Genomic DNA, 24,809 nt, shown 5'->3' with positions numbered 1-24,809 from the left:
TCGGCCACCTCCACCGGCTCAATCCATCAGGCTGGAGTCAGTTCGGCCGGACCAGCCCGGCGATCGTCCGGTCCACCAGCGCGCGGTCAGCGGCAGCGTCGTGCTTTTTGGCGAGGATCGCGGCGGCGGCCTTGGCGGCGGCGTCGGCGGTCTTGACTCGGATGTCGGCGATTGCCTGGCGCTCGGCCGCGGCGATCTTGTCCTCGGCCATCTTCGCGCGGCGCTGCACCAGCTCTGCGGCGTCGGCCTCGGCCTTGGTGCGGAGCGCCCTGGCCTCTTCCTCGGCATGGGCGACCATCGCCGCCGCATCGGCCTCGGCGCTCGCCAGCTTCGCCTGATACTCGGCCTTCAGCGCCTCGGCTTCGGCGCGGAGCTGCTTGGCTTCGTCGAGGCGGCTGCGGATCGCGGCGATCTGGCCGTCGAGCATCCGCCCGATCAACTTCGGCACGCCCTTCCACAGCAGGATCAGGATAAAGACGGCCATCGCCGCCGACACCCAGCCGGTGGGGTCAAGGAACAAGGCGGTCGGGTCGCTGTGCGGCACCGCCTCGCCATGCGTCTCGATCGCGTTCACGCCGGTTTCGGGCATGCCCATGCCCTGACCGTGCGCCGCGGCGTCGAGCTCGGCCTGATAATTACCGCCGGTCGCGGCGGGTGTGGTCTGAACGGCGGGGTCGCCGTGGACGGGATTAGCCATGGAGCACTGCCTTCACGGCGCCGCGCGCCTCATCCTCGGTCACGGTCGCGCTCGACAGGCGCGCGACGATGTCGCGCGCCGCGTCGGCGGCGACACCCTCGATCTCGGCGGTCGCCGCGCTGCTCGCCGCCGCGATGCGGGCTTCGGCCGCCTCGATACGCGCCTGATGCTCGACATCCGACGCCGCGAGATGCGCCTCGGTCGCCCGCGTCGCTTCTTCCTTGGCGGCGGCGAGTGTCGCGCGCGCCTGTTCACGCGCCGTATTCTCGTCGGCGCGCCACTTGGCCTCGTCAGCGTCGGCGGCGGCACGCGCCGCTTCCGCCGCCTTCAGATCGGCGGCGACCTGGTTGTCGCGCGCATCCATCGTCGACTGGACGCGCGGCACCATGCCGCGGCCGACGATCAGGAAGGCCAGACCGAAGGTCAGGACCAACCAGAAGATCTGCGACGCATAGGTCGCGGCGACTTGTTCGATCTGAGGCATTGGACGTCCCTGTCAGCTGCCGGGACCGGCAACGTGCCGGTCCCCGTCTCGCGCGTGATTACGCGACGAAGATCAGCAGCACGGCGACGACGAACGCCAGCAGGCCCAGAAGCTCGGCGGCGGCGAAGCCGATGAACATGTTGCCCTGCTGGCCGGCAGCCGCCGACGGATTGCGCAGCGCGCCCTCGAGGAAGGCGGCGAAGACGTTGCCCACGCCCAGCGCGGCGAGGCCGGCACCGATCGCCGCGAGACCGGCACCCAGCAGCTTGATTGCGTCAGCTTCCATTGTTCAACTCCTTGGGAAATCAGTTTGTGAGGAAATCAATGATGATCGTGCAGATGCTCGGCGTCGTTGATGTAGAGCGACGTGAGCAGCGCGAAAACGTAAGCCTGAACGCCCGCGACCAGCACCTCGAGCGCCGACACGCCGACCATCAGCGCGAAGCTGGGGATGCCGACGGCGAGGCCGATGCCCGCGCCGGTGTTGGCCGCATTGACGACGAAGCTCGCCAGCACCTTCAGGAGGATATGCCCAGCCGTCATCGCGACGAACAGTCGCAGCGCGAGGCTGAACGGGCGCACCATGAAAGAGACGAACTCGATCGGCGCGACCAGCAGCAGCACCGGGATCGGCGTGCCCTTGGGCGCGAACAGGCTGAAGAAGCGGAGGCCGTGCTTGGCAAAGCCGACGATCAGCACGATCGAGAAGCTCATGATCGCGAGCACGCCCGTCACCGTGAAATGGCTGGTGAAGGTGAAGGGATGCAGCTTGAACAGGCCCAGCGGCATCAGGCCGATCAGGTTGCCGAGCAGGATGAACATGAACAGCGTGAAGACATAGGGCACGTACTTGCGCCCGGCATGGCCGATGTTCTGCGCCAGCAGCTTGTCGATGAAGCCGACGAAGCTCTCGACGAGCATCTGGCCGCGGCCGGGGACGAGTTCGCGCTTCATGCCCATCAGCATGAACGCCCACAGCGCCACCAGCGCGGCGACCATGTAGAGCGCCGAGTTGGTAAAGGCGATCGTCTGCCCGCCAAGCGTGAACATGTCGGCGATCGACTGCACCTCGAACTGGTGCATCGGATCGATGGTGCCTTGTCCTTCAGCCGCCACTGCCGTTCCCATTTGACCAAAGCGCCCGAAGTTTACTCCGGGCGCTTGCCAGAAAGCCTGATGATGTTCCTGAACGCGCTGACGATGCCGAGGGCAAGCAGCACGAGCAGGAGCCATGGCGAGGTGCCGAGAAAGTAATCGAGCGTTCCCCCGATCACCGCACCGCCGACCATTCCCCCGATCAACTCGGCAAGCACGCGATTGCCCAGGCGATAGCCCTCCGACGAAGCGGAAGCCCCCTCGCCCGATCGCCGTGCCTCCTCGGAAGTCGCGCGCCGCAACCGCTCGTCGAGCGTGCTGAGCCGCGCATCCTCGGGCAAGGGGTCCGGTCCGGGCTCTGGTTCGGCCATGTCTGTCCCCTCCTGTCGGCGGGGCCAGTCATACGCCAAGCGGCGAGCCCGCCAAGGCAGGTGCCGCTTAGGGGTGGGTGGCGAGCAAGTCAACCGGGCGGGTGGACGGGGCCGGCGACGGCGCTATGTTCACAATGCGTTCCGCGGTTCAGCCGCAATCAGGAACGCGGAGGGAGGTGATATCCCTGAAGAAAGAGACTGCAAACCTGATCATCGGCATCGCGATGCTGGTGATCGCGTTTGCCACCCTGGTGATCAAGATCATCGAGGTGGCTCGCTCGTAAGGGCGACGGGCGGGGGCTGGCTGGAACCAGCCCCCAAACGCAATGAACCCCGGCCGCTGGAACGGCCGGGGTTCGGAAGATGATCTCTGAATTAGAGACTGCGAAACCTAAATAGCACAACTCGCGAAAATCGCAAGCTTACACGCACCGCGGATCGCGCTGCGGCGCACCCGCGCCGCGCTTCTTCCAGCTGCCGTCCGGGGCCTGGTACATCTCGCCCGGCTCGGTCCGCGCGATCAGGTTGCAGCCGGAAACGAAGGCGAACTGCTCGACCGTCGATCCCGCCTGCGCACCCTGCGTGTAAGCGGCCTTGCGCTGAATGTTGATCTTGTTCACCAGCGCACGAAGGTCCGGGGTGGCCGCACCGACGATGCCCAGATAGCCGTCGGTCTGCTCGCCCACCTGCCCGGCGGCGCGCGCCGCGGCGTAGGCCGGGTCGCGCTGGGCATGGGCGGCGCCCGACGCGATCGCGCCGACCGAGAGGATGAGAGCCGCAAGTCCGTACCGCATGGTCAGAAAATCCCCGGATTGTTCTGGATCAGCGACTTTGCCTCGCCGTCCAGCTTGTACACCACTTCCTGAGTGATGTTGATGTTGAGGTTGATGACGATCGGCTTGTCGGGCGCGCTCACGTTCACGCATCCGCCAAGGCCGACTGCCGCCGCTATCACCGCGATCCTATACATGGGAACCAGAGTCGCGCGTTTCACGGGGGCCATCAATCCTGTTGTTTCGCTCATGGCATATTCTCGCTTGCGAGCGGCTGAACGCCGGCCTTTTTCTGCTGTTCGAGGAGCGCGGGCAGGTTGCGTTCGATCAACCGCTTGGGATCGTAATAGGACTGGACCGAATCGATCAGCTGGCGGAAGGGCGCGCGCACGGTCACGTTGAAGACGAGCGGCAGCCGCGCGAGCCGCCGGATCAGGAAGTTGCTTTTCGCCCCCTCCCCCTGCGTCACGCCGGCGAAGCGGATCTCGGTCACCATCTCGCCGTCAAGCGGGCCGTTGAGGGTGAGGTTCAGACGCTGGTAGCGCAGCGATTTCAGCGCCTGGAACGCCAGATTGCCCCAGGTGCCGAGATTCTCCTGCGACACCGCCCCGACATAGGCCAGCGTCCCGCCGCCCTCCCGCACCGTCAGTCGGCCGTTCTCGATCCGCCCGCCGCGCTCGTCGAAGATCATCGGAAGCGTCCCGTCGAAAGTGCCGGTGGCGTTGAGGTTGCTAAAGTCGAACTGCTGGAGGAAGCCTGCCGCATCGACGCCCTCGACCCGAAAGGTCAGTCGCCGCTCCTTGCCACTCGACAGATCGAGGATCGTGGGCTCGAGGATCATTGCCCCGCCCGCGAAAGGCCATCGTCCGCCCTCGACCGCGACGCGCTGCTCGCCGATCAGGCGATAGCGCACCTCGCCATTTTCAACGGGAATGCCCGGATTGACGCTCGCGATCGTACCCACTGCAGTTTCGGTCTTGAGGCCCAGAAGGTCGGTAAAGCGGATCTCGCCCGACAGGCCGCTGACCGGCCCGAACGCAGCGGCAAGGTCGGTGCCGGCGGTGCGGAACACGCCGTCGCTGGTCACGCCATCGGGCGACCAGCGGATGTTGCCGGTGCCGGTGACGCTTCCCTTCACATCGGCCACCACGCCGAAGACGAGGCGGGTCAGCGCGTCGGGCTGAAGCTTGTCGTCGAAGCGGAGATTGTCGACCGACAGCACCGCATCGCCGCTGCCGCTCGCCAGCAGGTGGGCGATCCTCACGCCCGCCACCCGCGCGCCGCTGGCAGGAGCGGTGAGCGTGCCGCTGGCGTCGATTCGCCCGCCCTCCAGCGTCAGCACGAAGTCATTGGCGGCGAGCGGCTCGAACCGCGCCTCGGCGGCCGCATCGGCGACGCGCAGCGCCTCGCCCTTGAGGCTCAGGCGCCCGCCGACGAAGCGCCAGGCGCCCGCGCCCTGCGTCAGGTCGAGCGGCACGTTGCCGATCGCGCCCGCGGCGCCCTCGAACCGCCCTTCGGCGCCGCCCGGCACCACCCCGCCCGTCAGGCGCGCAACTGACAGCCGCGACACACGCTCGGGCGCGCCAAGCCGCACTTCGGTTCCATCCACGGCGAAGTCCGTCGCGCGGCTGACCGCCACCGTCGCGCCCCTCGCAGCGATCACGATCGGCGAGCCGCCGAGCGTCCCGGCAAGCCGCGGCTCGGCGATCCGCGCACCAATGCGCAGCCCTTCGACCCCGGCGCGCAGCAACCGGTCGCCGGTCGGGCAAAGCCGGAGCGCCACGCGGCGAAGGTCAAGACTCGAGAGCAGCAGGCGATCTGCGGCAAGTGGCGTGCAGCCCGGCGCCAGCGCCAGCCGCCGGCCCCCGTCCCATTCGAGGTCGAACGGCACCCTCAGCCCATCGACCCGCCCGCCGGGCAGCTGCAAATCGGCGTTTGCGCCGCCGATAATCCGCGTCGCCCCGGTCGCCGAGCGGGTGAAGCGCACCGGCGCCAGCGCCAGCGCCTCGCCCCCCGCGGCAAACCGCTCCGCCGTCAGGCGCCCCTCGACGGGCCTGCCCGGCCGCACCTGCGCCAGCGACAGCGCAAAGGCCGGCAGGCCGCCGCCCTGACCACGCAGCGTTCCGTCAAGCATCACCCGATTGCCCGGCCAGCCGAGCCCGAACCCGCGCGCGGCCGAGAAGCTCATCCGGGCCCCACTTTCGGCCGACAGCGAGGCGCCCCTTATCACCACTGCGCCCCGTTCGCCCGCGACGCGCAATGCCACGTCGGCACTGCCACCGACCGCCCGTGTCGCCGACCGAAGCGCCGCGTTCAGCCCCGCCGCTAGCGACGCACCGGGCGTTCCTTGTGGAAGGCGCAGATCGATCGCGCCAAACTCGGGCCGCGCCCGCTCGACCCGCGCCCGCCCGGCCAACCTCACGTCACCGCCCGCCACGCGATAGCGGCCGTCGAAACCGAGGCCCGACGCCTGCCCCTGCGCCGCCAGCGCTTGCGTGGCGGTCAACGCAACCGTCCCCTCGGTCGCGGCGGCGCTCCCGCCGAAGCTGATCGTCCCCGCCAGCCCCGCGACCTTCGCCGCCGGGCTATCGAACGCCGCCAGCGCCAGCTTTGCGCTGCCCGACCAGCGATCGAACGCCTCTGGCAGGCGCGCGTCGATCGTCGCCGCGAGCTTGCGACCCTGCTGCTCGCCGCAACCCAGCGTCGCCCCGCGAACCGGCCCCGTGAGCCGGATCGTCCGCCGCTCGATCGCGATCCCCAGCGCAGCTTCCGGCCGCACCGCGCTGCAACCGCTCGTGTCCAGCCGGTCCACGACCAGCGCCAGCCGCCCGCGAAACCCGTCCTCGAGCTGCCCCCGCCCGCTCAGTCGTGCGCCGATCACACCGGCCGGCGTCTCGACCCGCGCTCGCCCGTCCTCGATCGCGACGCGCAACCCGGGCAGCGCGAACGGCTTGCCCGAGGGCGGCGGCAACAGCTTGTCGAGCGCGCCGAGCGACAGCCGCCCGTCCACCCAGCGCGCGCGCAGCCGCACCTTCCCCGCCTCGATCCCCGTCACCTCGGGCACGCCGAAGCCGAGCTTCGTGCGCACCACCACCCGATCGGCGATCAGGTCGGGCGCGGCGGGATCGCCGATGACGAGGTTGCGCAGCACCTGGCTCGACGTGCCGATCTCGGCGACTTCATAGCGGGCGGTGACGCCCCGCGCCGCGAGTTCGCGGTCGATGAACCCTTCGGCCAGCGGCCGGCGCTGGAGCCACAGGATCGACAGCAACACGAGCAGCACAATCGCGATGACGAACGGCACGCGGCCGCGGCGCGGCAGGGCGATCCATCGCCGCCGGAACCGTGCGGGCGCGGGTCCCGGCGCGTCTTCCCCTTCTGCCGTCACAAACCCTCGAACCGCCGACCGGACAAATCGTTGCGCGCACGGGCCTATCGGGTCAAGTCCGCGGCTTGCGCGGCGACGCGCCTCTGCTACCCCTCGACCGATGGGGGACGAGCCGAATGACGCCGCCGGGCACCGCGCACGCCTGCGCTCGCGGCTGCTCGACCATGGGGGCGAGGGCTTTCACGATTACGAGCTGATCGAATATTATCTGTTCAACGTCATCCCGCGCCGCGACACCAAGAAGATCGCCAAGGACCTGCTCCGCGAATTCAAGACGATCGGCGGCGTGCTGGCCGCCGATCCGATTGCGTTGTCGCGGGTGGACGGCATGGGCGAGACCTCCGCCGCCGCGCTCAAGATCGCCCATGCCGTCGCGATCCGGATGCTCGCGAGCGAGGTGGCCGAGCGCCCGATCCTGTCCAACTGGCAGGCGCTGCTAGATTACCTGCGCGCCGACATGGCGCACCGGGCGACCGAATGCGTGCGCGTCCTCCATCTCGACAGCCGCAACCGGCTGATCCTCGACGACAAGATGAGCGAAGGAACCATCGATCAGGCGGTTCTCCACCCGCGCGAGGTCATCAAGCGCGCGCTCGAGATGAACGCCGCGTCGATCATCCTCGTCCACAACCACCCCTCGGGCGATCCGCAGCCCAGCCGCGCCGACATCGACCTGACGCGCACGATCGTTGCCGCGGGCAAACCGCTTGGCATCGCCGTCCATGACCATCTGATCATCGGAACCGAGGGCCACGCCAGCCTGCGCGCGCTGGGGCTGATGTAGCTCGGCACCGCAAATTGAACTTCACCCGGACTTGATCCGGGTTGACGAGGAAGAGGACGCGGTCGCCCGAAATGGCAACGACCGCCGATCCGTGGGGACCGGCGGCCGCGTCCGCTATCGAGTAGCGTCGGGTGTTACGAAGCGCCCTGCGACAGGAAGCTCGTCAGTTCCGCCTTCGACACCTTTGTCGACTTGTCGGCATCGGCGGTGGCGAAGGCGTTGCCGACCCAAGTCTGGACCTCGGCGCTCTGCGCGTTGGTACCCGGCTCGCTGGCGCTGCGCAGCGCGACCATCCACTTGCCGAATTCGTCCTTGGTGATCTCACCGTCCTTGTCCCCGTCATAGGTCGGGAACTCGGTTTCGACGATCTGCGCGATCTGGGTGGCGCTCGCCTGCTGCGGCTGGCCGCTCGCCTGCGCGGGGGCGGCGTCGGCGCTCTGTTCCGCCGGGGCAGCCGAGTCCGTCGTCGCTGTCGAATCCTGCGGGGCGGCGGCGTCGGCCGGGGCGCTCTGGGTCGTGGTTGCATCCTGCGCCGGGACAGTCGCCTGCGCCTGCGGCGAAGTCGTCATTTGACCCGTCGCGTCCTGCGCAAGAACAGGAGCCGAAATCATCATGGCGCTGGCCAGAAGAATGGGCTTCAACATCGGGTTTCTCCTAGTTGTTCACATCATGGTGCGCGATGCCTTAGATAGGCATCGGGCTTCGGATTGCCAGTTATCAATGCGTTGTAATATGTTCATGTTCCCAGCATCAGCCGGTTTGCCTGCTCGTTCATCCTTTGCTAGCGCACGGCTCGTCGCAGTTGCGTGAGGCTTTCGCGACGAGATGATTCCGGCAGCGAAAGGAAAAAAATGGTCCCCCGCTACGCCCGCGCGCAAATGACGGCGATCTGGTCGCCCGAGACGCGCCTGCGCATCTGGTTCGAGATCGAGGCGCATGCGACCGACGCCCTTGCCGAACTGGGCGTGGTGCCCAAGGACGCGGCCGCCGCGCTGTGGCGCTGGTACGACGGTGCCAAGGCCGCCAGTCCCGATGGCGAGGCGCCGATCGACGTCGCCGCGATCGACGCGATCGAGGCCGTGACCAAGCACGACGTAATCGCCTTCCTCACCTGGGTCGCCGAACAGGTGGGGCCGGAAGCGCGCTTCATGCATCAGGGGATGACGAGCAGCGACGTGCTCGACACCGCCCTCGCCGTCCAGCTCTCGCGCGCCGCCGATATCCTGATCGCCGACCTCGACACGCTGCTGGCGGCGATCGAGAAGCGCGCGCACGAGCATAAATACACGCCCACGATCGGGCGCAGCCACGGCATCCATGCCGAACCCGTCACCTTCGGCCTCAAGCTGGCGCAGGCCTATGCCGAGTTCAGCCGCAATCGCGAGCGCCTGATCGCCGCGCGCGCGGACATCGCCACCTGCGCGATCTCGGGCGCGGTCGGCACCTTCGCCAACATCGACCCGCGCGTCGAGGAACATGTGGCGGAGAAGCTCGGCCTGTCGGTCGAGCCCGTCTCGACCCAGGTCATCCCGCGCGACCGCCACGCGATGTTCTTCGCCACGCTCGGCGTCATCGCCGGCTCCATCGAGCGGCTCGCGACCGAAATCCGCCATCTCCAGCGCACCGAGGTGCTCGAGGCGGAGGAATATTTCTCGCCGGGCCAGAAGGGCTCGTCGGCGATGCCACACAAGCGCAATCCGGTGCTGACCGAGAACCTGACCGGCCTCGCCCGCATGGTCCGCGGCTATGTGACGCCGGCGCTCGATAATGTGGCGCTCTGGCATGAGCGCGACATCAGCCATTCGTCGGTGGAGCGCTATATCGGCCCCGATGCGACGATCACCCTCGACTTCGCGCTCGCCCGGCTGACCGGTGTGGTCGAGAAGCTGGTCGTCTACCCCGCGCGGATGCAGAAGAACCTCGATCGCATGGGCGGGCTCGTCCACTCGCAACGGGTGCTGCTGGCGCTGACACAGGCCGGCGTCAGCCGCGAGGATTCGTACCGCCTCGTCCAGCGCAACGCGATGAAGGTCTGGGAATCAGATGGCGAGCTCTCGCTGCTCGAACTTCTCAAGGCCGATCCCGAAGTGACCGCCGCGCTGCCAGCCGACGAGATCGAGGCACGCTTCGACCTCGACTATCATTTCAAGCACGTCGACACGATCTTCGCGCGCGTGTTTCCCGCAACGTGAGGGACGCGCACCGTCTGCTTCGCGACGCCACGCGCGAGGCGCATGAGCGGCTCGACGCGCAGTTCGCCGGCTTCGACCTTGCCACGCGCGACGGCTATGCCGGATTCATCGGCGCACAGGCGAGCGCAATGATGGCGGTCGAGGCCGCGCTCGACGCCGCCGGCGCAGAGCGCGTGATCGACGACTGGCCCGCGCGGCGTCGCAGCGACGCACTCCGCCGCGACGCCGCCGCGCTCGGGATCGAGCCGCACCCGCTCGACCCGCCAGCGCTGGCGGGCGAGGCGGCGATCGCCGGCGCGCTCTATGTCGTCGAAGGGTCTCGTCACGGCGCCCGCTTCCTTCGCCGTCAGGTCGCAGACGGCCTGCCCACCGCTTTCCTTGATGCAGATCAAGCTCCCGGGAGTTGGCCGAAATTGCTCGACCGGATCGACCCGATCCTCTACCAGCCGGAGGCTGAAGAGGCGGCGATCCGGTCCGCGCTCGACATCTTTGATCTGTTCGCAACAGCGGGTCGTGTTTGGATGAAAGCGTAGATGCAGGAAGTCGTCCCGGTCGATCTCGGTAATTGCGATCGGGAACCGATCCATCTGCTCGGTGCCGTCCAGCCCTTCGGTTTTCTTCTCGCGCTGTCATCCGACTGGATCGTCCGGCGTGCGAGCGCCAACCTCGCCGCCTTCCTCGGCATCGACGCCGACGCGGCGCTGGGCACCTCGGCCCTGGACCTCTTGGGCGAGGATGCGGTCCACCTGCTGCGCAATCGCATGACCCTGCTGCGCGGCCCCGATGCGGTCGAGCGCGTGTTCGGCGTCGCCGCCGCCGGCGACCGGCGGTTCGATTTCGCGATGCACATGTCGGGCGGCGATATCGTGCTTGAGGGCGAGCCGAGCGAGGATGCCGGCGTCGGCGACACCGCCAGCACCATCCGCGCGATGATCGGCCGGCTCGACGGCACCGACAGCCTCGCCGCCTTCTTCCGCGAAGGCGCCCGGCAGGTGCGTGCACTCACCGGCTTCGACCGCGTCATGGTCTATCGCTTCGACAATGACGGCAGCGGCACGGTGGTGGCAGAGGCGGTGCGCGGGGGCATCGGCAGCTTCCTTGACCTGCGCTATCCCGCCTCCGACATTCCCAAGCAGGCGCGCGCGCTTTACCTGCGCACGCCCTTCCGCATCATCGCCGATATCGAGGCGGAGCCGTCGCCGGTGCTGCCGATCCTCGACGAGCGGGGCGAGCCGATCGACCTGTCGCTGTCGGTGCTTCGCTCGGTCAGCCCGATCCATGTCGAGTATCTGGCCAACATGGGCGTCGGCGCGTCGCTTTCGATCTCGATCATCGTCGAGGGCAAGCTGTGGGGCCTGTTCGCCTGCCACCACTACGGCCCCCGCCGGCCGGGGTTCGAACGCCGCTCGATCGCCGAACTGTTCGGGCAGATGTTCGCCTTCAAGCTCGAAAGCCGCGAGCGCAAGACGATGGCAGCGTACGAGATTTCGGCGCGCGCCGCCTCCGACCGGCTGCTCGCCGCGATCGCGGGCAACAAGGCGCTGCTCGACAACCCCGATTATCTCGGCGAAATGCTGCGCACGACGATCGCCTGCGACGGCATCGCCATCTGGCTCGAAGGGCGCGTGGCGCTGTCGGGTCGCACGCCACCGCCCGACGCGATCCCGGTGATCGCCCGCCGTCTTAACGCGATGACGCCGGGACAGATCTTCGCCACCGATCATCTGGCGAGCGTGCTGCCGCAGGCGGAGCGCTGGGCCGATCAGGGCGCGGGCCTGCTCGCGCTGCCGCTTTCGCGAAGCCCCCGTGACTATGTGATGCTGTTCCGCGAAGAGCGGGTGCGCGCCGTCACCTGGGGCGGCGATCCACACAAGCCCGCCACCTGGGGGCCGAATGGCGCGCGCCTGTCCCCGCGGAAGAGCTTCGAGGCGTGGCGCGAGGAAGTGCGCGGCCGCGCCGAACCCTTTAACGAAGCGGAACTGCGCGTTGCCGAGATGCTGCGCGCCTCGCTGATTGAAGTGGTGCTGCGCCTGTCCGACGACGCGCAGGAGGAACGGCGCCGTGCCGCCGAGCGGCAGGAATTGCTGATCGCCGAGCTCAACCACCGCGTCCGTAACATCCTGTCGCTGATCCGCGGCCTCGTCCGCCAGTCGCGCGATCCGGCGGCCGATACCGACACCTATATGCGCATGCTCGAGGGCCGGATCGAGGCGCTGGCGCGCGCGCACGACCAGATCACGCAGGACAATTGGTCGCCCGCCCCGCTGAGGCGGCTGATCGAGACCGAGGCGGCGGCCTATCTGGGCGGCCGCGCGAGCCGGTTGCAGACGAACGGCGAGGCCGCGCTGCTCAGCCCCCAGGCCTTTTCGACGCTGGCGCTGGTGCTGCACGAGTTGATGACCAATTCGGCCAAGTACGGTGCGCTGTCGGACAGTGGCACGGTGGCGGTCGATTGGCATGTCGATGCGATGGGCGACCTGTGCATCGAATGGCGCGAGCGCGGCGGGCCGGCGGTGCAGGCGCCGACGCGGCAGGGCTTCGGCACGACGATCATCCAGCGATCGGTGCCCTACGACCTCGGCGGGCGCGCGGCGATCCGCTATGCGCTGGGCGGGCTCGAGGCCGATTTCCTGATCCCGGCCCGCCATGTCAGCACGGGCGGCGAGGCGTCGGCGGCGCAGCACGCGCTGCCCGTCGCCGATCCGCGCGACACGGCAAGCGCGCCCGAGGCACCGACGATCGGCGGCGTCGTTCTGCTGGTCGAGGATAGCCTCATCATCGCGATGGATGCCGAGGACATCCTGATCTCGCTCGGGGCCGAGCGGGTGGTGACGGCCAACGGCGTTGCGCAGGCGTTGCTCGAGCTGGATCGCGAGCAGATCGCGGTCGCGGTGCTCGACTTCAACCTGGGGTCGGAGACGAGCCTGCCTGTCGCACTCGAGCTCGACCGCCGCGGCATCCCGTTCGTGTTCGCGACCGGCTATGGCGAACAGCTGGTGCTGCCGCCCGAGATCGAAGCCCGCGGCGTGCTCAAAAAGCCCTATACCGCGCTCGGTATGCGGCGCCTGCTGGGCGATGCGGTGGGCGCGCCGGCGGCCTGAGACGCGGCGGCGTGGGCGGGATCAGCCGCCGAACGCCGCCTTCATCTTCGAGAAGAAGCCGGGGTCCTCCTCGACGACCTCGCCCTCGACCTCGCGCAGCGCTTCGAGAAGCTCGCGCTGGCGGGGGCTGAGCCGGGTCGGCACCTGCACATCGACATGGATGACCATGTCGCCGCGACCACGCCCCTGCAGCACGGGCATGCCCGCGCCGCGCTGGCGGATCTCGCGTCCCGACTGCGTGCCGGGGGCGATGCGGACGACGTGCGTCTCGCCGTCGGGACCTTCGATGCTGAACTCGCCGCCGAGCGCCGCCGTCGCGAAACTGATCGGCGCGCGCGCATGGAGCGTCGTGCCCTCCCGCTGGAACACCGGATGCCGCGCGACGTGGAGGAAGATGTAGAGGTCGCCCGCCGGTGCGCCGCGCGGTCCCGCCTCGCCCTCGCCCGACAGACGGATGCGCGTGCCCTCGTCGACGCCCGGCGGCACGTTGACGCTCAGTGTCTTGGTCTTGTCGACGCGCCCGTCGCCGCGGCAGGTACCGCACGGATCAGCGATGGTCTCGCCCGCGCCCATGCAGGTCGGGCATGTCCGCTCGACGACGAAGAAGCCCTGCTGCGCGCGGACCTTGCCCGCCCCGCCGCAGGTGCCGCAGGTGCGCGCCATCGTGCCGGGCTTCGCCCCGGTCCCCTCACAGGTGTCGCACGTGCCCGAGACATCGACGGTGATCTCGGTCGCCTTGCCGTGAAAGGCGTCCTCGAGGCTGATTTCCATGTCGTAGCGCAGATCGGCGCCGCGCCGCGGCTGGCGCGCGCCGCGCTGGCCACCCATGAACTCGCCGAACACGCTCTCGAAAATGTCGGAGAAGCCGGCGAAATCGGCATGGCCGCCCGCCCCGCCCGCGCCGCCGTTGCGGAACGCCGCATGCCCGTAGCGATCATATGCTGCGCGCTTCTGCGGATCCTTCAGGACCTCATAGGCTTCGCTGATCGCCTTGAACTTGGCCTCATGGTCCTTGCAGCCCCCGTTCTTGTCGGGGTGATACTGCATCGCGAGCTTGCGATAGGCGGACTTGAGTGTCGCGCCATCGGCATCGCGGGCGCAGCCAAGAACCTCGTAATAGTCGACTTCCGTGGTCATACACGCCCCCTGCCGATCGGCGCGTCACCCCAGCCTTGGCTGGGGTCTCCCGCGGCGGGGAGATGCCAGCTTTCGCTGGCATGACGCTTGATCGACATTGCCTTACGCCTTCTGGCTGTCGTCCACCTCGGAAAACTCGGCATCGACGACGTCGTCGTCGGCCTTGTTTCCCTGCGCAGGGTCGGCACTCTCGGCCGCCTGCTGCTTTTCGTAGATCGCCTGGCCCAGCTTCATCGCGACCTGCGCGAGCTGCTGGGTCTTGGCCTGCATCGCATCGGCATCGCCGCCCTCGACCGCCGACTTGGCCTCGGCGATCTTGGCCTCGATCTCGGACTTGAGCGACGCATCCACCTTGTCGCCATTGTCGGCAAGCTGACGCTCGGTCGTGTGGATCAGGCTCTCGGCGTTGTTCTTCGCCTCTGCCGCCGCACGGCGCTTCTTGTCCTCGTCTGCGAACTTCTCGGCATCGCGGACCATGCCCTCGATGTCGGCGTCGCTGAGACCGCCCGAGGCCTGGATGCGGATCTGCTGCTCCTTGCCAGTGCCCTTGTCCTTGGCCGACACGTTGACGATGCCGTTGGCGTCGATGTCGAACGTGACCTCGATCTGAGGCACGCCGCGCGGTGCCGGCGGGATGCCGACCAGGTCGAACTGGCCGAGCAGCTTGTTGTCCGCCGCCATCTCGCGCTCGCCCTGGAACACGCGGATCGTGACGGCGCCCTGATTGTCGTCGGCGGTCGAGTAGACCTGGCTCTTCTTGGTCGGGATCGTCGTGTTGCGGTCGATCATCCGGGTGAAGACGCCGCCCAGCGTCTCGATGCCCAGGCTCAGCGGGGTCACGTCAAGCAGCAGCACGTCCTTGACGTCGCCCTGCAGCACGCCCGCCTGGATCGCCGCGCCGATCGCCACCACCTCGTCGGGGTTGACGCCGGTATGCGGGTCCTTGCCGAAGAAGCTCTTCACGACGTCGCGCACCTTGGGCATGCGCGTCATGCCGCCCACCAGCACGACCTCGTCGATCCCTTCGTTCTTGACGCCGGCATCGGCCATCGCCTTGCGGCAGGGTTCGAGCGTGCGCTGGATCAGGTCCTCGACCAGCCGCTCCAGATCGGCGCGGGTGATCGACTTGACGAGGTGCTTCGGCCCGTTCTGGTCGGCGGTGATGAAGGGCAGGTTGACCTCGGTCGTCTGCGCCGAAGAAAGCTCGATCTTCGCCTTTTCCGCCGCTTCCTTCAGCCGCTGGAGCGCGAGCTTGTCCTTGGTGAGGTCGATGCCCTCGGCCTTCTGGAAATCGCTGGCGAGATACTGGACGAGCTTCGAATCGAAATCCTCGCCGCCTAGGAAGGTGTCGCCGTTAGTCGCCTTCACCTCGAACACGCCGTCGCCGACCTCGAGGATCGAGATGTCGAACGTCCCGCCGCCCAGGTCATAGACCGCGATCGTCTTGTTCTCGTTCTTGTCGAGACCGTAGGCGAGCGCCGCCGCCGTGGGCTCGTTGATGATGCGCAGGACTTCCAGGCCCGCGATCTTGCCCGCGTCCTTGGTCGCCTGGCGCTGGGCGTCGTTGAAGTAGGCGGGCACCGTGATGACCGCCTGGCTGACCGTCTCGCCCAGATACGCCTCGGCGGTTTCCTTCATCTTCTGAAGGATGAAGGCCGAGATCTGCGACGGCGAATAATCCTGACCGCCCGCGGTCACCCACGCATCGCCGTTCGACCCGCGCGCGATCGTATAGGGCACCAGCTCGGTGTCCTTCTTGGTCACGGGATCGTCGAAGCGGCGGCCGATCAGGCGCTTGACCGCAAAGATCGTGTTGTCGGGATTGGTCACCGCCTGGCGCTTGGCCGGCTGGCCGATCAGTCGCTCCCCATCCTTGGCGAAGGCGACGATCGAGGGCGTGGTCCGTGCGCCCTCCGCATTCTCGATCACCTTGGGCTTGCCGCCCTCCATCACAGCCACGCAGCTGTTGGTCGTGCCGAGATCGATACCAATTACTTTAGCCATGGTCCCTCGTTTGGCCCCCGGGTTCTAGGTGCGTCCGAAAACGGTCCCGCCCCTTTGAGTAGGCGACGGAACCAAATGCGAAACGGGATATAGTGGGGGTTCGCCTTGCCGCAAGATTGCCGCGATTATAGGCGCGTTGCGTCGGATACTACTTTGTCCCACGAGGGGAATGACAATGCGATGCGGGATTTGGTGCAGGCTGTCGGCGCTCGCGGCGGCGGCACTGCTGGCGGGGTGCGATGGGGGGTCGGGCCAACCGCGGGCGGAGGGTGCCTGGGTACGCCTGCCCGCCGTGGCTGGCCGTCCCGCCGCGGCCTATGTGACGCTTCGCGGCGGGCGCGAGGCGGTGAAGCTCAAGACGATGCAGGTCCCCGCCGCACGCCGGGTCGAGCTGCACCGCTCGATGTCGGACGGGGGCATGATGTCGATGACGCCGATCGACAGGATTGACGTGCCTGCGGGCGGCACCGTCTCGCTCGAGCCCGGCGGCATGCACGCGATGCTGTTCGACCTCGACCCGGCACTCAAGGCCGGCGGCACCACGCGCATGACGCTGATGTTCGACCGCGCGCCTGCGATTGAACTCGAGGCGACGCTCGTCGCGCCGGGCGGCGCCAAGCCCGAATGATCGCCCTCGCCGCCCTCGCCCTACAGGCGGCGGTCTTTCCGCAGCAGGGCGCGATCGGCCTTGCCCCGCCGCCGGACATGCGCCCGTCGGCCGGCTTCACCGGGTTCGAGAACGACGCGGGCGACAGCATCCTGATCGCCGAGCTGCCCCGCGAGGCCTATGCCGAGCTTGTCCGGCGGATCGCCGCCACGCCCGCGGGACAGCCGCTGCCCAACGGCGTGACGCTCGACGGTGCGGGCACGGCGGTGACGCTGGCGGGCGGCGTCCGGGCGATGCGCTGGCGTGGGCACCAGAGCGTCGCAGGCACGCGCTTCGCCAAGTGGCTGCTGCTCGCCGAAGGGCTATCGGCGACGGCGATCGTCACCGCACAGGTCGCCGAGCCGCGCGCCGCGGCGAGCGCCGCCGCGATCGAGGCGGCGCTGGGCTCGGTCCGCTTCCAGGCGCCTGCCGGGCTCGATGCGGCGATCACCGCCCTCCCCTTCATCGTCGCCGACCGCGCCGGCTTCCGCCCCGTCCGCACGTTGATGGGATCGGCGCTGATGCTGACCGAGGGGCCGCGCGACACCGACCCCGATGGCGCCCAGCCGCTCGCCATCGTCGCCGCGAGCGTCGATGCACGCCCGATCCTCGATCCCGAGGCATCGGCCCGCCATATGTTCGGCGCGCAGACGGGCTTCACCCGGATCGAGCTCAAGTCGCTCACCCGCAAGGGCGACACGGTGGTCGCCGCCGGCACCGCAGTCGACCGCGCCCGCGTCGTCGCCATGCGCCAGCATCTCCGGCTGAAGCCCGGCGGCGGCTATATCCGAACCGTCTGCATCTGGCCGGTCGCCGACGACCTTGCCGCGCGCTGTGACGCGCTCGCGGGCGGGGTGCGGCCGAAATGAGGGGCCGCCCGCTGACCACGGGTGAAGTTGCGCTCGCGCGCAGCGAGTTCGGCGACGCGATCGACTATGCCGCGGTCGGCGTCGAGAACCGCAAATGGGCGTTCTTCCAGCCGCGGAACGTGACGATGGCGCCGCGCGGCAACATTCACTTCCACCCCAAGGGCGGGCTGTACTGCGACGATTTCGCCTGCACGCACCCCGACGCGCAGGGGCTGTTCATCCACGAAATGGTGCATGTCTGGCAGCATCAGCGGGGCATCTTCCTCCCGCTCAAGCGCCACCCCTTCTGCCGCTACGACTACAGCCTCAAGCCCGGCTGGCGGCTCGAACGATACGGGCTCGAGCAACAGGCCGAGATCGTCCGTCACGTCTTTCTTCTCCGCCGCAACCGCGTGGTGCCGGGGGCGCCGCCGCTCGAGCAATATCGGGTCATCCTGCCGTTCGGGCCGGGTTGATCGTGGGGAGCATATAGGATACCCCCCTATCCTATGTCGCATGTCCATCAGCATTCGAAGAAGCTGCTCGGCCGCGTCCGCCGCATCGCCGGACAGGTCGCCGCGATCGAGCGCGCGATCGAGGCGGGGGCACCCTGCGCCGAGACGCTGCACCTCGCCGCCGCCGTCCGCGGGGCCGTCGGCGGGCTGATGGACGAGCTGGTCGAGGAGCATCTGCGCGAGCATGTCGCCGCCGATGCCCTCACCCCCGAGCAGCGCGCCGCCGGGGCCGACGAGCTCGCCACCGTCCTTCGCCGCCATTTCCGCTGAAAGCGCCGCCGATGCCTCCCCATTCGGGCCACCACCATCACCACCACGGCCACACGCACGCCGCCGCGCCGGCGCGCGACGCCGGCCACCCCTGTTCGCGCACCCACGAATATCTGGGCGACGCGCACGAGGCGAATGCCAGGCGCACGATCTGGGTCGTCTGGCTGACCGCGGCGACGATGGCGGTGGAGATCGCCGCGGGCTACTGGACCGGGTCCATGGCGCTGCTCGCCGACGGGTTCCACATGGCGACGCATGCCGGTGCGCTCGGCGTCGCCGCGCTCGCCTATCGCTACGCCCGCGTCCATGCGCGCGACCCAAGCTATACTTTCGGCACGGGCAAGGTCGGCGACCTCGCCGGGTTCGCCTCGGCGCTCGTCCTCGCGCTGTTCGCAATCGGCATCGGCATCGAAAGTGTCCGCCGCATCATCGAGCCAGGGACGGTCGCATTCGGCGAGGCGACGCTGGTCGCGGTGATCGGCCTTGCGGTCAACATCGCCAGCATCGCGCTCCTCGGCGTCGGCCATGGTCATGCCCATGCCGGCCACGACCATGGCCATGCGCACGACAACAACCTGCGCTCGGCCTATCTCCACGTGCTCGCCGATGCGCTTACCTCGGTACTCGCGATCGCGGCGCTGCTGGCGGGGGCTTATCTCGGCTGGGGCTGGCTCGATTCGGTGGTCGGCATCCTCGGCGCGATCGTCATCGCTCGCTGGTCCTGGGGGCTGCTGACCGACACCGCCCGCGTCCTTCTCGACCGCGCCGAACCCGGCCTCGCCGAGACGATCCGCGCCGCGGTCGAGGCGCCCGGCGACGCGCACATCGTCGACCTGCACGTCTGGCGCGTCGGCCCACAGGCGCACGCGGCGATCGTCGAGACCGAGGGGCTGGCAAGCGCCGCCGCGATCCGCAGCCGCGTCGCATCGGTCCGCGCGGTTGCACACCTCACGGTCGCATGCGGCGACTGAAGGGCGGCTGGGCGCCGGGCGGGAGCTGGTACCCGGCGCCCTCCCCTCTTGTCCTCTCCCTGCCGGGCCTGATGCCACGTCGCCCCTGAACGCAACGTGGCTATTCGCTTGACCGAAGACGCTCGCGCGCTGCACGCACGCCCGCGATGACCGATTCCCTCGCTCGCATCGCTGATGCGCTTGAGCGGCTGGCCCCGCCGCCGCCGCCGGCCGCCGATCCGCTGGCGCACCCCGCCTATATCTGGGACGGCGCGAACCTGCGGCCGGTGCGGGCCTTCGCGCCGCAGCCGCTCGACCGGCTGAAGGGTGTTGAGCGCAACAAGGCCGTCCTCCTCGACAATTTCGCCCGCCTCGCCAGCGGCGTCGCGGCGCAGGACGCATTGCTCTGGGGCGCGCGCGGCACCGGCAAGTCGGCGCTGGTGAAGAGCGTCGTCGGCGCGCTTCAGGTCCAGGGGCACTCGATCGCGCTAATTGAGGTCATCACCGACCGCCTCGACACCCTGCCCCGGCTGTTCGCGCTGATCGCCGATGCCCCGCGCGCCTACGCCATCTTCCTCGACGATCTCGGCTTCGACGCCGCGGGCGAGGCGCGGGCACTCCGCTCACTGCTTGAGGGCGGGGCGGAGGCACGGCCCACGAACGCCCGTATCGTCGTCACCTCAAACCGCCGCCACCTGATGCCGCGCGACATCGCCGAGCAGGAAAGCGCGATCAATCCACGCGATTCGATCGACGACCAACTGGCACTCGCCGACCGGTTCGGCCTCAGCCTCGGCTTTCATGCGCTCGACCAGGACGGCTATCTGGCGATCGTCGCTGGCTATGCCGCCGCGCTGGGCCTCGATTTCGAGCCTGCCGACGCGATCCGGTGGGCGACGCAGCGCGGCAGCCGGTCGGGTCGCGTCGCCTGGCATTATGTGACCGAGCTCGCCGGCCGCGCGGGCAAGCCGATCTAACGGGAGAGCACGCCATGACCACCAGCCCCTGGAGCCATCACCGCCGCGCCGGCATTGCCGACGATATCGATTTCGAGATCAAGGGACAGGAGCTTCAGTTCGTCGAGATCGAGCTCGATCCCGGCGAAAGCGCGGTGGCGGAGGCGGGGGCGCTCGTCTGGAAGGACGCAGCCATCGGCATGACGACGGTGTTCGGCGACGGATCGGGCGGCGCCGATGGCGGCTTCATGGGCAAGCTTCTGGGTGCCGGCAAACGCTTGGTCACGGGTGAGAGCCTGTTCACCACCGTCTTTACCCACAATGGATCGGGCAAGGCGCGCGTGGCGTTCGCCAGCCCCACGCCGGGCTCGATCCTGCCGATCCGGCTCGACCAGGTCGGCGGCACGCTGATCTGCCAGAAGGACAGCTTCCTGTGCGCGGCCAAAGGCGTGTCGATCGGTGTCGCCTTCCAGCGCAAGGTCATGACCGGGCTGTTCGGCGGCGAGGGCTTCATCATGCAGAAGCTCGACGGCGACGGCTGGGTGTTCGTCCAGATGGGCGGCACGGTGGTCGAGCGTGAACTCCGCGCCGGCGAGGAACTGCACGTCGATACCGGCTGCCTCGCCGCCTATACACCGTCGGTGGATTTCGACCTGGTCACGGTGGGCGGCATCCGCACGATGTTCTCGGGCGGCGAAGGCGCGTTCTTCGCGCGGCTGCGCGGGCCGGGCAAGGTCTGGATCCAGTCGCTTCCCTTCGCGCGCCTTGCCGGCCGCATGCTCGCGGCGGCGGGTGGCCGCGGCGGCAATCGCGGCGAGGGATCGGTGCTGGGCGGGCTGGGGGACTTTATAGGGGGGAATGACTGATCGGCGTCACTCGATCGGTCCCCAGCGGATGCGGCGGACGAGCACCGCCTCGACCGGCTTGCCCGCCGCATCGCGTACCGGCGCACGATAGGACAGGCGTCGGCGGAGCGCCAAACAGCCGGTCGCGTCGAGGCGCGCGACACCCAAGGTTTCGACGAAATGGCAGTCGGTGATGCGCGCATCGGTGCTGACGCCATGCCACTGTCGTGAAGCGGCCATTGACCATGTCCAGGTCGCGAGGCGGTACGTCGTCGATCCCCGGCCAGCCCGGGTTCGCGGCGAGGGGCGGCGTCGCGACCGACATCGGCCCATCGGGCGCAAAGCCCCACCCCGCCAGAAGCCCGCGCTCGCACCCGCTCGCGGCGCGCACGATCTGCCCGACAAGTGCAAAGTCGATCTCGACGGGGGTGGCCCGGACAAGGTTGCGCTACCCGGCCCCTCGAGCGACCCGGTGCGGGGTTCGACCGGACCAAGGAAGACCTGCGCCGCGGCAGCACTCCAAGCGACTTCGATCGCACCGATCGTGACCCCCGAGGGTGACAGTGCCGCGCGCGTCGTGGCCATCGGAATCACCGCGGCAGGCGGCACCGCGACCAACAGCGTCACGCCGGGCGCGCCGATGAAGTGACGAACGCCCACGAGCCCGGGCGAACTCGCCCCCTTCTCTGCACGCGAACCTAAGCGTCGAGCTCCTCTGCCTCCAGCCGGGCCGCATTCTCCTGGATGAAGGCGAAGCGGTGGGCGGGATTGTTGCCCATCAGCCGGTCGACCAGATCCTTCACGCCCGCGCGTTCCTCATATTCCTGCGGCAGGGTTATACGGATCAGGCTGCGTGTCGAGGGGTCCATCGTTGTTTCGCGCAGCTGCCCCGGGTTCATCTCGCCTAGCCCCTTGAACCGCGCAACGTCGACCTTCTTGCCCTTGAATGCCGTTGCCTCGATCTCCGCCCGGTGCGCGTCGTCGCGGGCGTAGAGCGACTTCGCCCCCATGGTCAGGCGATAGAGCGGCGGCTGGGCGAGATAGAGATGACCGCGGCGAACGAGTTCGGGCATTTCCTGGAAGAAGAAGGTCATGAGCAGCGTCGCGATATGCGCGCCGTCGACATCGGCGTCGGTCATGATGACGATCCGCTCGTAGCGGAGATTGTCGGGCAGGCAGTCCTTGCGCGTCCCGCAACCCAATGCCTGGATGAGGTCCGCGATCTCCTGATTGGCGAGGATCTTGGCGCTGGTCGCGCTCGCCACATTCAGGATCTTGCCGCGGATCGGCAGGATCGCCTGCGTCTTGCGGTCGCGCGCTTGCTTGGCGCTGCCGCCTGCGGAATCCCCCTCGACGATGAACAGCTCGGTTCCCTCGGGGCTGTCGGCGGCGCAGTCGGTGAGCTTGCCGGGCAGGCGGAGCTTACGCGCGCTGGTCGCGGTCTTGCGCTTCACCTCACGTTCGGCCTTGCGCTTCAGCCGCTCGTCCATGCGTTCGAGGACATAGCCGAGCAGCGCCTTGCCGCGGTCCATCCGGTCGGACAGATAATGGTCGAAATGGTCGCGCACCGCCTTTTCGACGAGGCTGGCGGCCTCCGGGCTGGTCAGGCGATCCTTGGTCTGGCTCTGGAATTGCGGTTCGCGGATGAAGACCGACAGCATCAGCTCGGACCCGACCATCACGTCGTCGGGGGTCAGGTCCTTGGCCTTTTTCTGCCCGACCAGATCGCCGAACGCGCGCAGGCCGCGAACCAGCGCCTGACGGAGGCCCTGTTCGTGGGTGCCGCCATCGGGCGTGGGGATGGTGTTGCAGTACCAGCTGTAGGAGCCGTCGCTCCACAGCGGCCAGGCAACTGCCCATTCGACCTTGCCCGCGCCGTCGGCGAATTCCTGCGTGCCCGCGAAGAAGTCGGCGGTCGCGCATTCGCGGGCGCCCACCTGCTCCTTCAGATGGTCGGCGAGGCCGCCGGGAAACTGGAACACCGCCTCGGCCGGCACGTCGTCGCTGGCGAGACCGGGTGCACAGCGCCAGCGGATCTCGACGCCCGCGAACAGATAAGCCTTCGACCGCGCCAGCTTGTACAGACGCGCAGGCTTGAAGTGCATTTCCGGTCCGAAGATCTCGGGATCGGGGGTGAAGCTGACCGAGGTGCCGCGCCGGTTGGGGGTGCTGCCAAGATGCTCGAGCGGGCCGAGCGTCTGCCCCTGCGAAAAGCGCTGGCGATAGAGCTGGCGGTCGCGCGCGACCTCGACGACCGTTTCCACCGACAGCGCATTAACGACGCTGACCCCGACGCCGTGCAGCCCGCCCGAGGTGGCGTATGCCTTGCCGGAAAACTTGCCGCCCGAATGGAGCATCGACAGGATGACCTCGAGCGCCGACTTGTCGGGAAAGCGCGGGTGCGGGTCGACGGGCATGCCGCGGCCGTTATCGACGATGGTCAGGCGATTGCCTTCGCCCAGCGTGATCTCGATCCGGGTGGCATGCCCCGCCACCGCCTCGTCCATCGCATTATCGAGCACTTCGGCGGCGAGGTGGTGAAGCGCACGCTCGTCGGTGCCACCGATATACATGCCCGGCCGCCGCCTGACCGGCTCCAGCCCTTCCAGCACCTCGATCGAGGCGGCGTTGTAGTCGGTCGGGGGCGCAGGCGGGCTGGCGAACAGGTCGTCGGACATGACCCTGCTATAGAGCCGCAAGGCGCGCGAACAAAGCGGCACCGTCGGCGTGATCTGTTGCACGAATGCCACAGAGGTCCGATCTTAATTTCGCCGCAATGCAGCTAAAGCGCATCAAGCACGTTCGGCGGCACGTATCTGTAGCGTAATCAATAAGAGGAGTGCATTTCCATGCGTCAGCGCAAGTTCGTCCGCGCCGCAATCGCCGTGTCGGCCATGATCGTGGCGGTTCCCGCCCTTGCCCAGACGGCCGATGGCGAGAAGCGCTTCGACGGCCCCTATGTCGGCGGGTCGATCGGTGCCAGCGTTCAGGGCAATGATGTGGGCGAAAGCATCATCTTCGACCGCAATCTGGACGGCCGCTTCGGCGACACCATCACGACCACGGGCGGTGCCAATGCCTTCTCGCCCGGCTTCTGCAACGGCGGCGCGCGCGGTGCGACCCCGGCGGGCGGCTGCTTCAACGACAAGGACGATATCGAATATTATGCCCGCGCTGGCTGGGATAGCCAGATGGGCAATGTCGTGATCGGCGTCGTGGGCGAGTTCGGCAAGAGCGAGGCCAAGGACTATGTGACCGGCTACAGCACCACGCCCGCCTTCTACCAGTTCGGCCGCAGCTTCGACTGGAACGCCAGCATTCGCGGGCGCGCGGGCTATGCCGCGGGCGGCAAGACGCTGTTCTACGTCGCGGGCGGCCCGGCCTATGCGCGGATCAACAACAGCTTCACGACGTCGAACGGGGCGAACTCGTTCACTTCGACCAACGAGAAGCATAACAGCTGGGGCTACACCGCCGGCGGTGGCGTCGAACAGTCGGTGACCAAGAACCTGTCGTTCGGCCTCGAATATATGTACAACGATTACAAGGACGACGATTATTCGGTCCGCGTCGGGCCGGGCACGGCGCCCGCCACCAACCCGTTCCTGCTGGGCGGCGCGGGCGGCACGGACATCGTCCGCAGCGACAGCAACTTCCGCTTCCACTCGATCCGCGCGACGGCGGCCCTCCGCTTCTGATCGCGCGATCCTGTAATCTGGTTGCGTAGCGTACCGCCCCGCCGCTCACCCGAGC

The 24,809-nt window shown here is 68.4% G+C and carries 25 protein-coding genes; 12 read left to right on the top strand and 13 right to left on the bottom strand.

The window, feature by feature from the left end; all coding sequences use genetic code 11:
- Positions 1–37: 37 nt before the first annotated feature.
- The 8 genes from COC42_RS14310 to COC42_RS14275 all read right to left on the bottom strand — a co-directional run bounded on the left by COC42_RS14310 (position 38) and on the right by COC42_RS14275 (position 6,808).
- Complete coding sequence (locus COC42_RS14310; protein ID WP_425442855.1) at positions 38–697, bottom strand: F0F1 ATP synthase subunit B family protein; 660 nt, start codon at positions 695–697, stop codon at positions 38–40.
- Entirely contained in the window at positions 690–1,181 is a 492-nt protein-coding gene (locus COC42_RS14305) for a F0F1 ATP synthase subunit B family protein (protein ID WP_096343952.1), read from the bottom strand. Before COC42_RS14305 ends, COC42_RS14310 begins: the two co-directional genes overlap by 8 nt.
- A gap of 58 nt (positions 1,182–1,239) precedes the next feature.
- Positions 1,240–1,467 carry a F0F1 ATP synthase subunit C gene (locus COC42_RS14300; RefSeq protein WP_096343951.1) on the bottom strand — a complete coding sequence of 76 codons (228 nt, stop codon included), beginning with the start codon at positions 1,465–1,467 and terminating at the stop codon, positions 1,240–1,242.
- 35 nt (positions 1,468–1,502) lie between these two features.
- On the bottom strand, positions 1,503–2,264 hold the full coding sequence (locus COC42_RS14295) for a F0F1 ATP synthase subunit A (RefSeq protein ID WP_096343950.1): 762 nt from the start codon (positions 2,262–2,264) through the stop codon (positions 1,503–1,505).
- Positions 2,265–2,329: 65 nt separating this feature from the next.
- On the bottom strand, positions 2,330–2,647 hold the full coding sequence (locus tag COC42_RS14290; protein WP_096343949.1) for an AtpZ/AtpI family protein: 318 nt from the start codon (positions 2,645–2,647) through the stop codon (positions 2,330–2,332).
- 422 nt (positions 2,648–3,069) lie between these two features.
- A complete protein-coding gene (locus tag COC42_RS14285; protein ID WP_096343948.1) occupies positions 3,070–3,441 on the bottom strand; it encodes a YdbL family probable chaperone protein in 372 nt (123 codons plus the stop codon).
- Positions 3,442–3,443: 2 nt separating this feature from the next.
- On the bottom strand, positions 3,444–3,569 hold the full coding sequence (locus COC42_RS14280; RefSeq protein WP_342747316.1) for a YnbE family lipoprotein: 126 nt from the start codon (positions 3,567–3,569) through the stop codon (positions 3,444–3,446).
- Positions 3,570–3,667: 98 nt separating this feature from the next.
- On the bottom strand, positions 3,668–6,808 hold the full coding sequence (locus tag COC42_RS14275) for an intermembrane phospholipid transport YdbH family protein (RefSeq protein WP_245844152.1): 3,141 nt from the start codon (positions 6,806–6,808) through the stop codon (positions 3,668–3,670).
- 100 nt (positions 6,809–6,908) lie between these two features.
- Between COC42_RS14275 and radC the strand changes: the two genes are divergently transcribed.
- On the top strand, positions 6,909–7,592 hold the full coding sequence (gene radC / locus COC42_RS14270; protein ID WP_096343946.1) for a RadC family protein: 684 nt from the start codon (positions 6,909–6,911) through the stop codon (positions 7,590–7,592).
- Between the two features lie 134 nt (positions 7,593–7,726).
- On the opposite strand, the gene COC42_RS14265 is transcribed toward radC, so the two are convergent.
- Positions 7,727–8,161: an EF-hand domain-containing protein gene (locus COC42_RS14265; protein ID WP_245844150.1), complete on the bottom strand. Its 435-nt coding sequence runs from the start codon at positions 8,159–8,161 to the stop codon at positions 7,727–7,729.
- A gap of 282 nt (positions 8,162–8,443) precedes the next feature.
- On the opposite strand from COC42_RS14265, the gene purB reads away from it, so the two are divergent.
- From purB to COC42_RS14250, 3 genes are read left to right on the top strand one after another with little or no spacing between them, the layout of a single operon-like run.
- A complete protein-coding gene (gene purB, locus COC42_RS14260) occupies positions 8,444–9,784 on the top strand; it encodes an adenylosuccinate lyase (protein ID WP_096343944.1) in 1,341 nt (446 codons plus the stop codon).
- Positions 9,781–10,317: a biliverdin-producing heme oxygenase gene (locus COC42_RS14255; protein ID WP_096343943.1), complete on the top strand. Its 537-nt coding sequence runs from the start codon at positions 9,781–9,783 to the stop codon at positions 10,315–10,317. The genes purB and COC42_RS14255 overlap by 4 nt, the downstream gene beginning before the upstream one ends.
- Complete coding sequence (locus tag COC42_RS14250; RefSeq protein WP_096343942.1) at positions 10,318–12,885, top strand: HWE histidine kinase domain-containing protein; 2,568 nt, start codon at positions 10,318–10,320, stop codon at positions 12,883–12,885. It begins immediately after the preceding gene.
- Between the two features lie 21 nt (positions 12,886–12,906).
- Here COC42_RS14250 and dnaJ read toward each other — a convergent pair whose 3' ends face one another.
- Positions 12,907–14,022, bottom strand: coding sequence for a molecular chaperone DnaJ (gene dnaJ / locus COC42_RS14245; protein ID WP_096343941.1), 1,116 nt, complete (start codon positions 14,020–14,022; stop codon positions 12,907–12,909).
- 102 nt (positions 14,023–14,124) lie between these two features.
- Positions 14,125–16,026, bottom strand: a complete 1,902-nt coding sequence (gene dnaK, locus COC42_RS14240) for a molecular chaperone DnaK (protein WP_096343940.1) — start codon at positions 16,024–16,026, stop codon at positions 14,125–14,127.
- A gap of 175 nt (positions 16,027–16,201) precedes the next feature.
- Between dnaK and COC42_RS14235 the strand changes: the two genes are divergently transcribed.
- From COC42_RS14235 to COC42_RS14205, 7 genes are all read left to right on the top strand, one after another.
- Positions 16,202–16,654, top strand: coding sequence for a copper chaperone PCu(A)C (locus COC42_RS14235; RefSeq protein WP_176484693.1), 453 nt, complete (start codon positions 16,202–16,204; stop codon positions 16,652–16,654).
- Entirely contained in the window at positions 16,651–17,541 is an 891-nt protein-coding gene (locus tag COC42_RS14230) for a hypothetical protein (RefSeq protein ID WP_096343938.1), read from the top strand. Before COC42_RS14235 ends, COC42_RS14230 begins: the two co-directional genes overlap by 4 nt.
- Positions 17,538–17,996, top strand: a complete 459-nt coding sequence (locus COC42_RS14225) for a vgr related protein (RefSeq protein WP_096343937.1) — start codon at positions 17,538–17,540, stop codon at positions 17,994–17,996. The genes COC42_RS14230 and COC42_RS14225 overlap by 4 nt, the downstream gene beginning before the upstream one ends.
- 33 nt (positions 17,997–18,029) lie before the next feature.
- Positions 18,030–18,305, top strand: coding sequence for a metal/formaldehyde-sensitive transcriptional repressor (locus tag COC42_RS14220; protein WP_096343936.1), 276 nt, complete (start codon positions 18,030–18,032; stop codon positions 18,303–18,305).
- 11 nt (positions 18,306–18,316) lie between these two features.
- Positions 18,317–19,276 (top strand): CDF family Co(II)/Ni(II) efflux transporter DmeF, encoded by a 960-nt coding sequence (gene dmeF, locus COC42_RS14215; protein WP_096343935.1) that lies wholly within the window; start codon positions 18,317–18,319, stop codon positions 19,274–19,276.
- A 146-nt stretch (positions 19,277–19,422) separates the two neighbouring features.
- A complete protein-coding gene (locus COC42_RS14210; RefSeq protein ID WP_096343934.1) occupies positions 19,423–20,232 on the top strand; it encodes an ATP-binding protein in 810 nt (269 codons plus the stop codon).
- A gap of 14 nt (positions 20,233–20,246) precedes the next feature.
- Positions 20,247–21,077: a TIGR00266 family protein gene (locus COC42_RS14205; protein WP_096343933.1), complete on the top strand. Its 831-nt coding sequence runs from the start codon at positions 20,247–20,249 to the stop codon at positions 21,075–21,077.
- 6 nt (positions 21,078–21,083) lie between these two features.
- Here COC42_RS14205 and COC42_RS14200 read toward each other — a convergent pair whose 3' ends face one another.
- Both COC42_RS14200 and parE read right to left on the bottom strand, forming a co-directional pair.
- Positions 21,084–21,296 (bottom strand): hypothetical protein, encoded by a 213-nt coding sequence (locus tag COC42_RS14200; protein WP_096343932.1) that lies wholly within the window; start codon positions 21,294–21,296, stop codon positions 21,084–21,086.
- A gap of 458 nt (positions 21,297–21,754) precedes the next feature.
- Positions 21,755–23,734 carry a DNA topoisomerase IV subunit B gene (gene parE / locus COC42_RS14195; RefSeq protein ID WP_096344224.1) on the bottom strand — a complete coding sequence of 660 codons (1,980 nt, stop codon included), beginning with the start codon at positions 23,732–23,734 and terminating at the stop codon, positions 21,755–21,757.
- A 171-nt stretch (positions 23,735–23,905) separates the two neighbouring features.
- Here parE and COC42_RS14190 point away from each other — a divergent pair, with 171 nt between their 5' ends.
- The gene (locus tag COC42_RS14190; protein WP_096343931.1) at positions 23,906–24,754 is read left to right on the top strand and encodes an outer membrane protein; all 849 of its coding nucleotides are present in this window, start codon (positions 23,906–23,908) and stop codon (positions 24,752–24,754) included.
- Positions 24,755–24,809 lie beyond the last annotated feature (55 nt).

It is taken from the genome of Sphingomonas spermidinifaciens (assembly GCF_002351485.1).
GTDB classification, from domain to species: Bacteria; Pseudomonadota; Alphaproteobacteria; order Sphingomonadales; family Sphingomonadaceae; genus Sphingomonas; species Sphingomonas spermidinifaciens.
The sequence above is the reverse complement of the archived record's forward strand: the minus strand, read 5'-3'. Positions and strand labels throughout refer to the sequence as shown.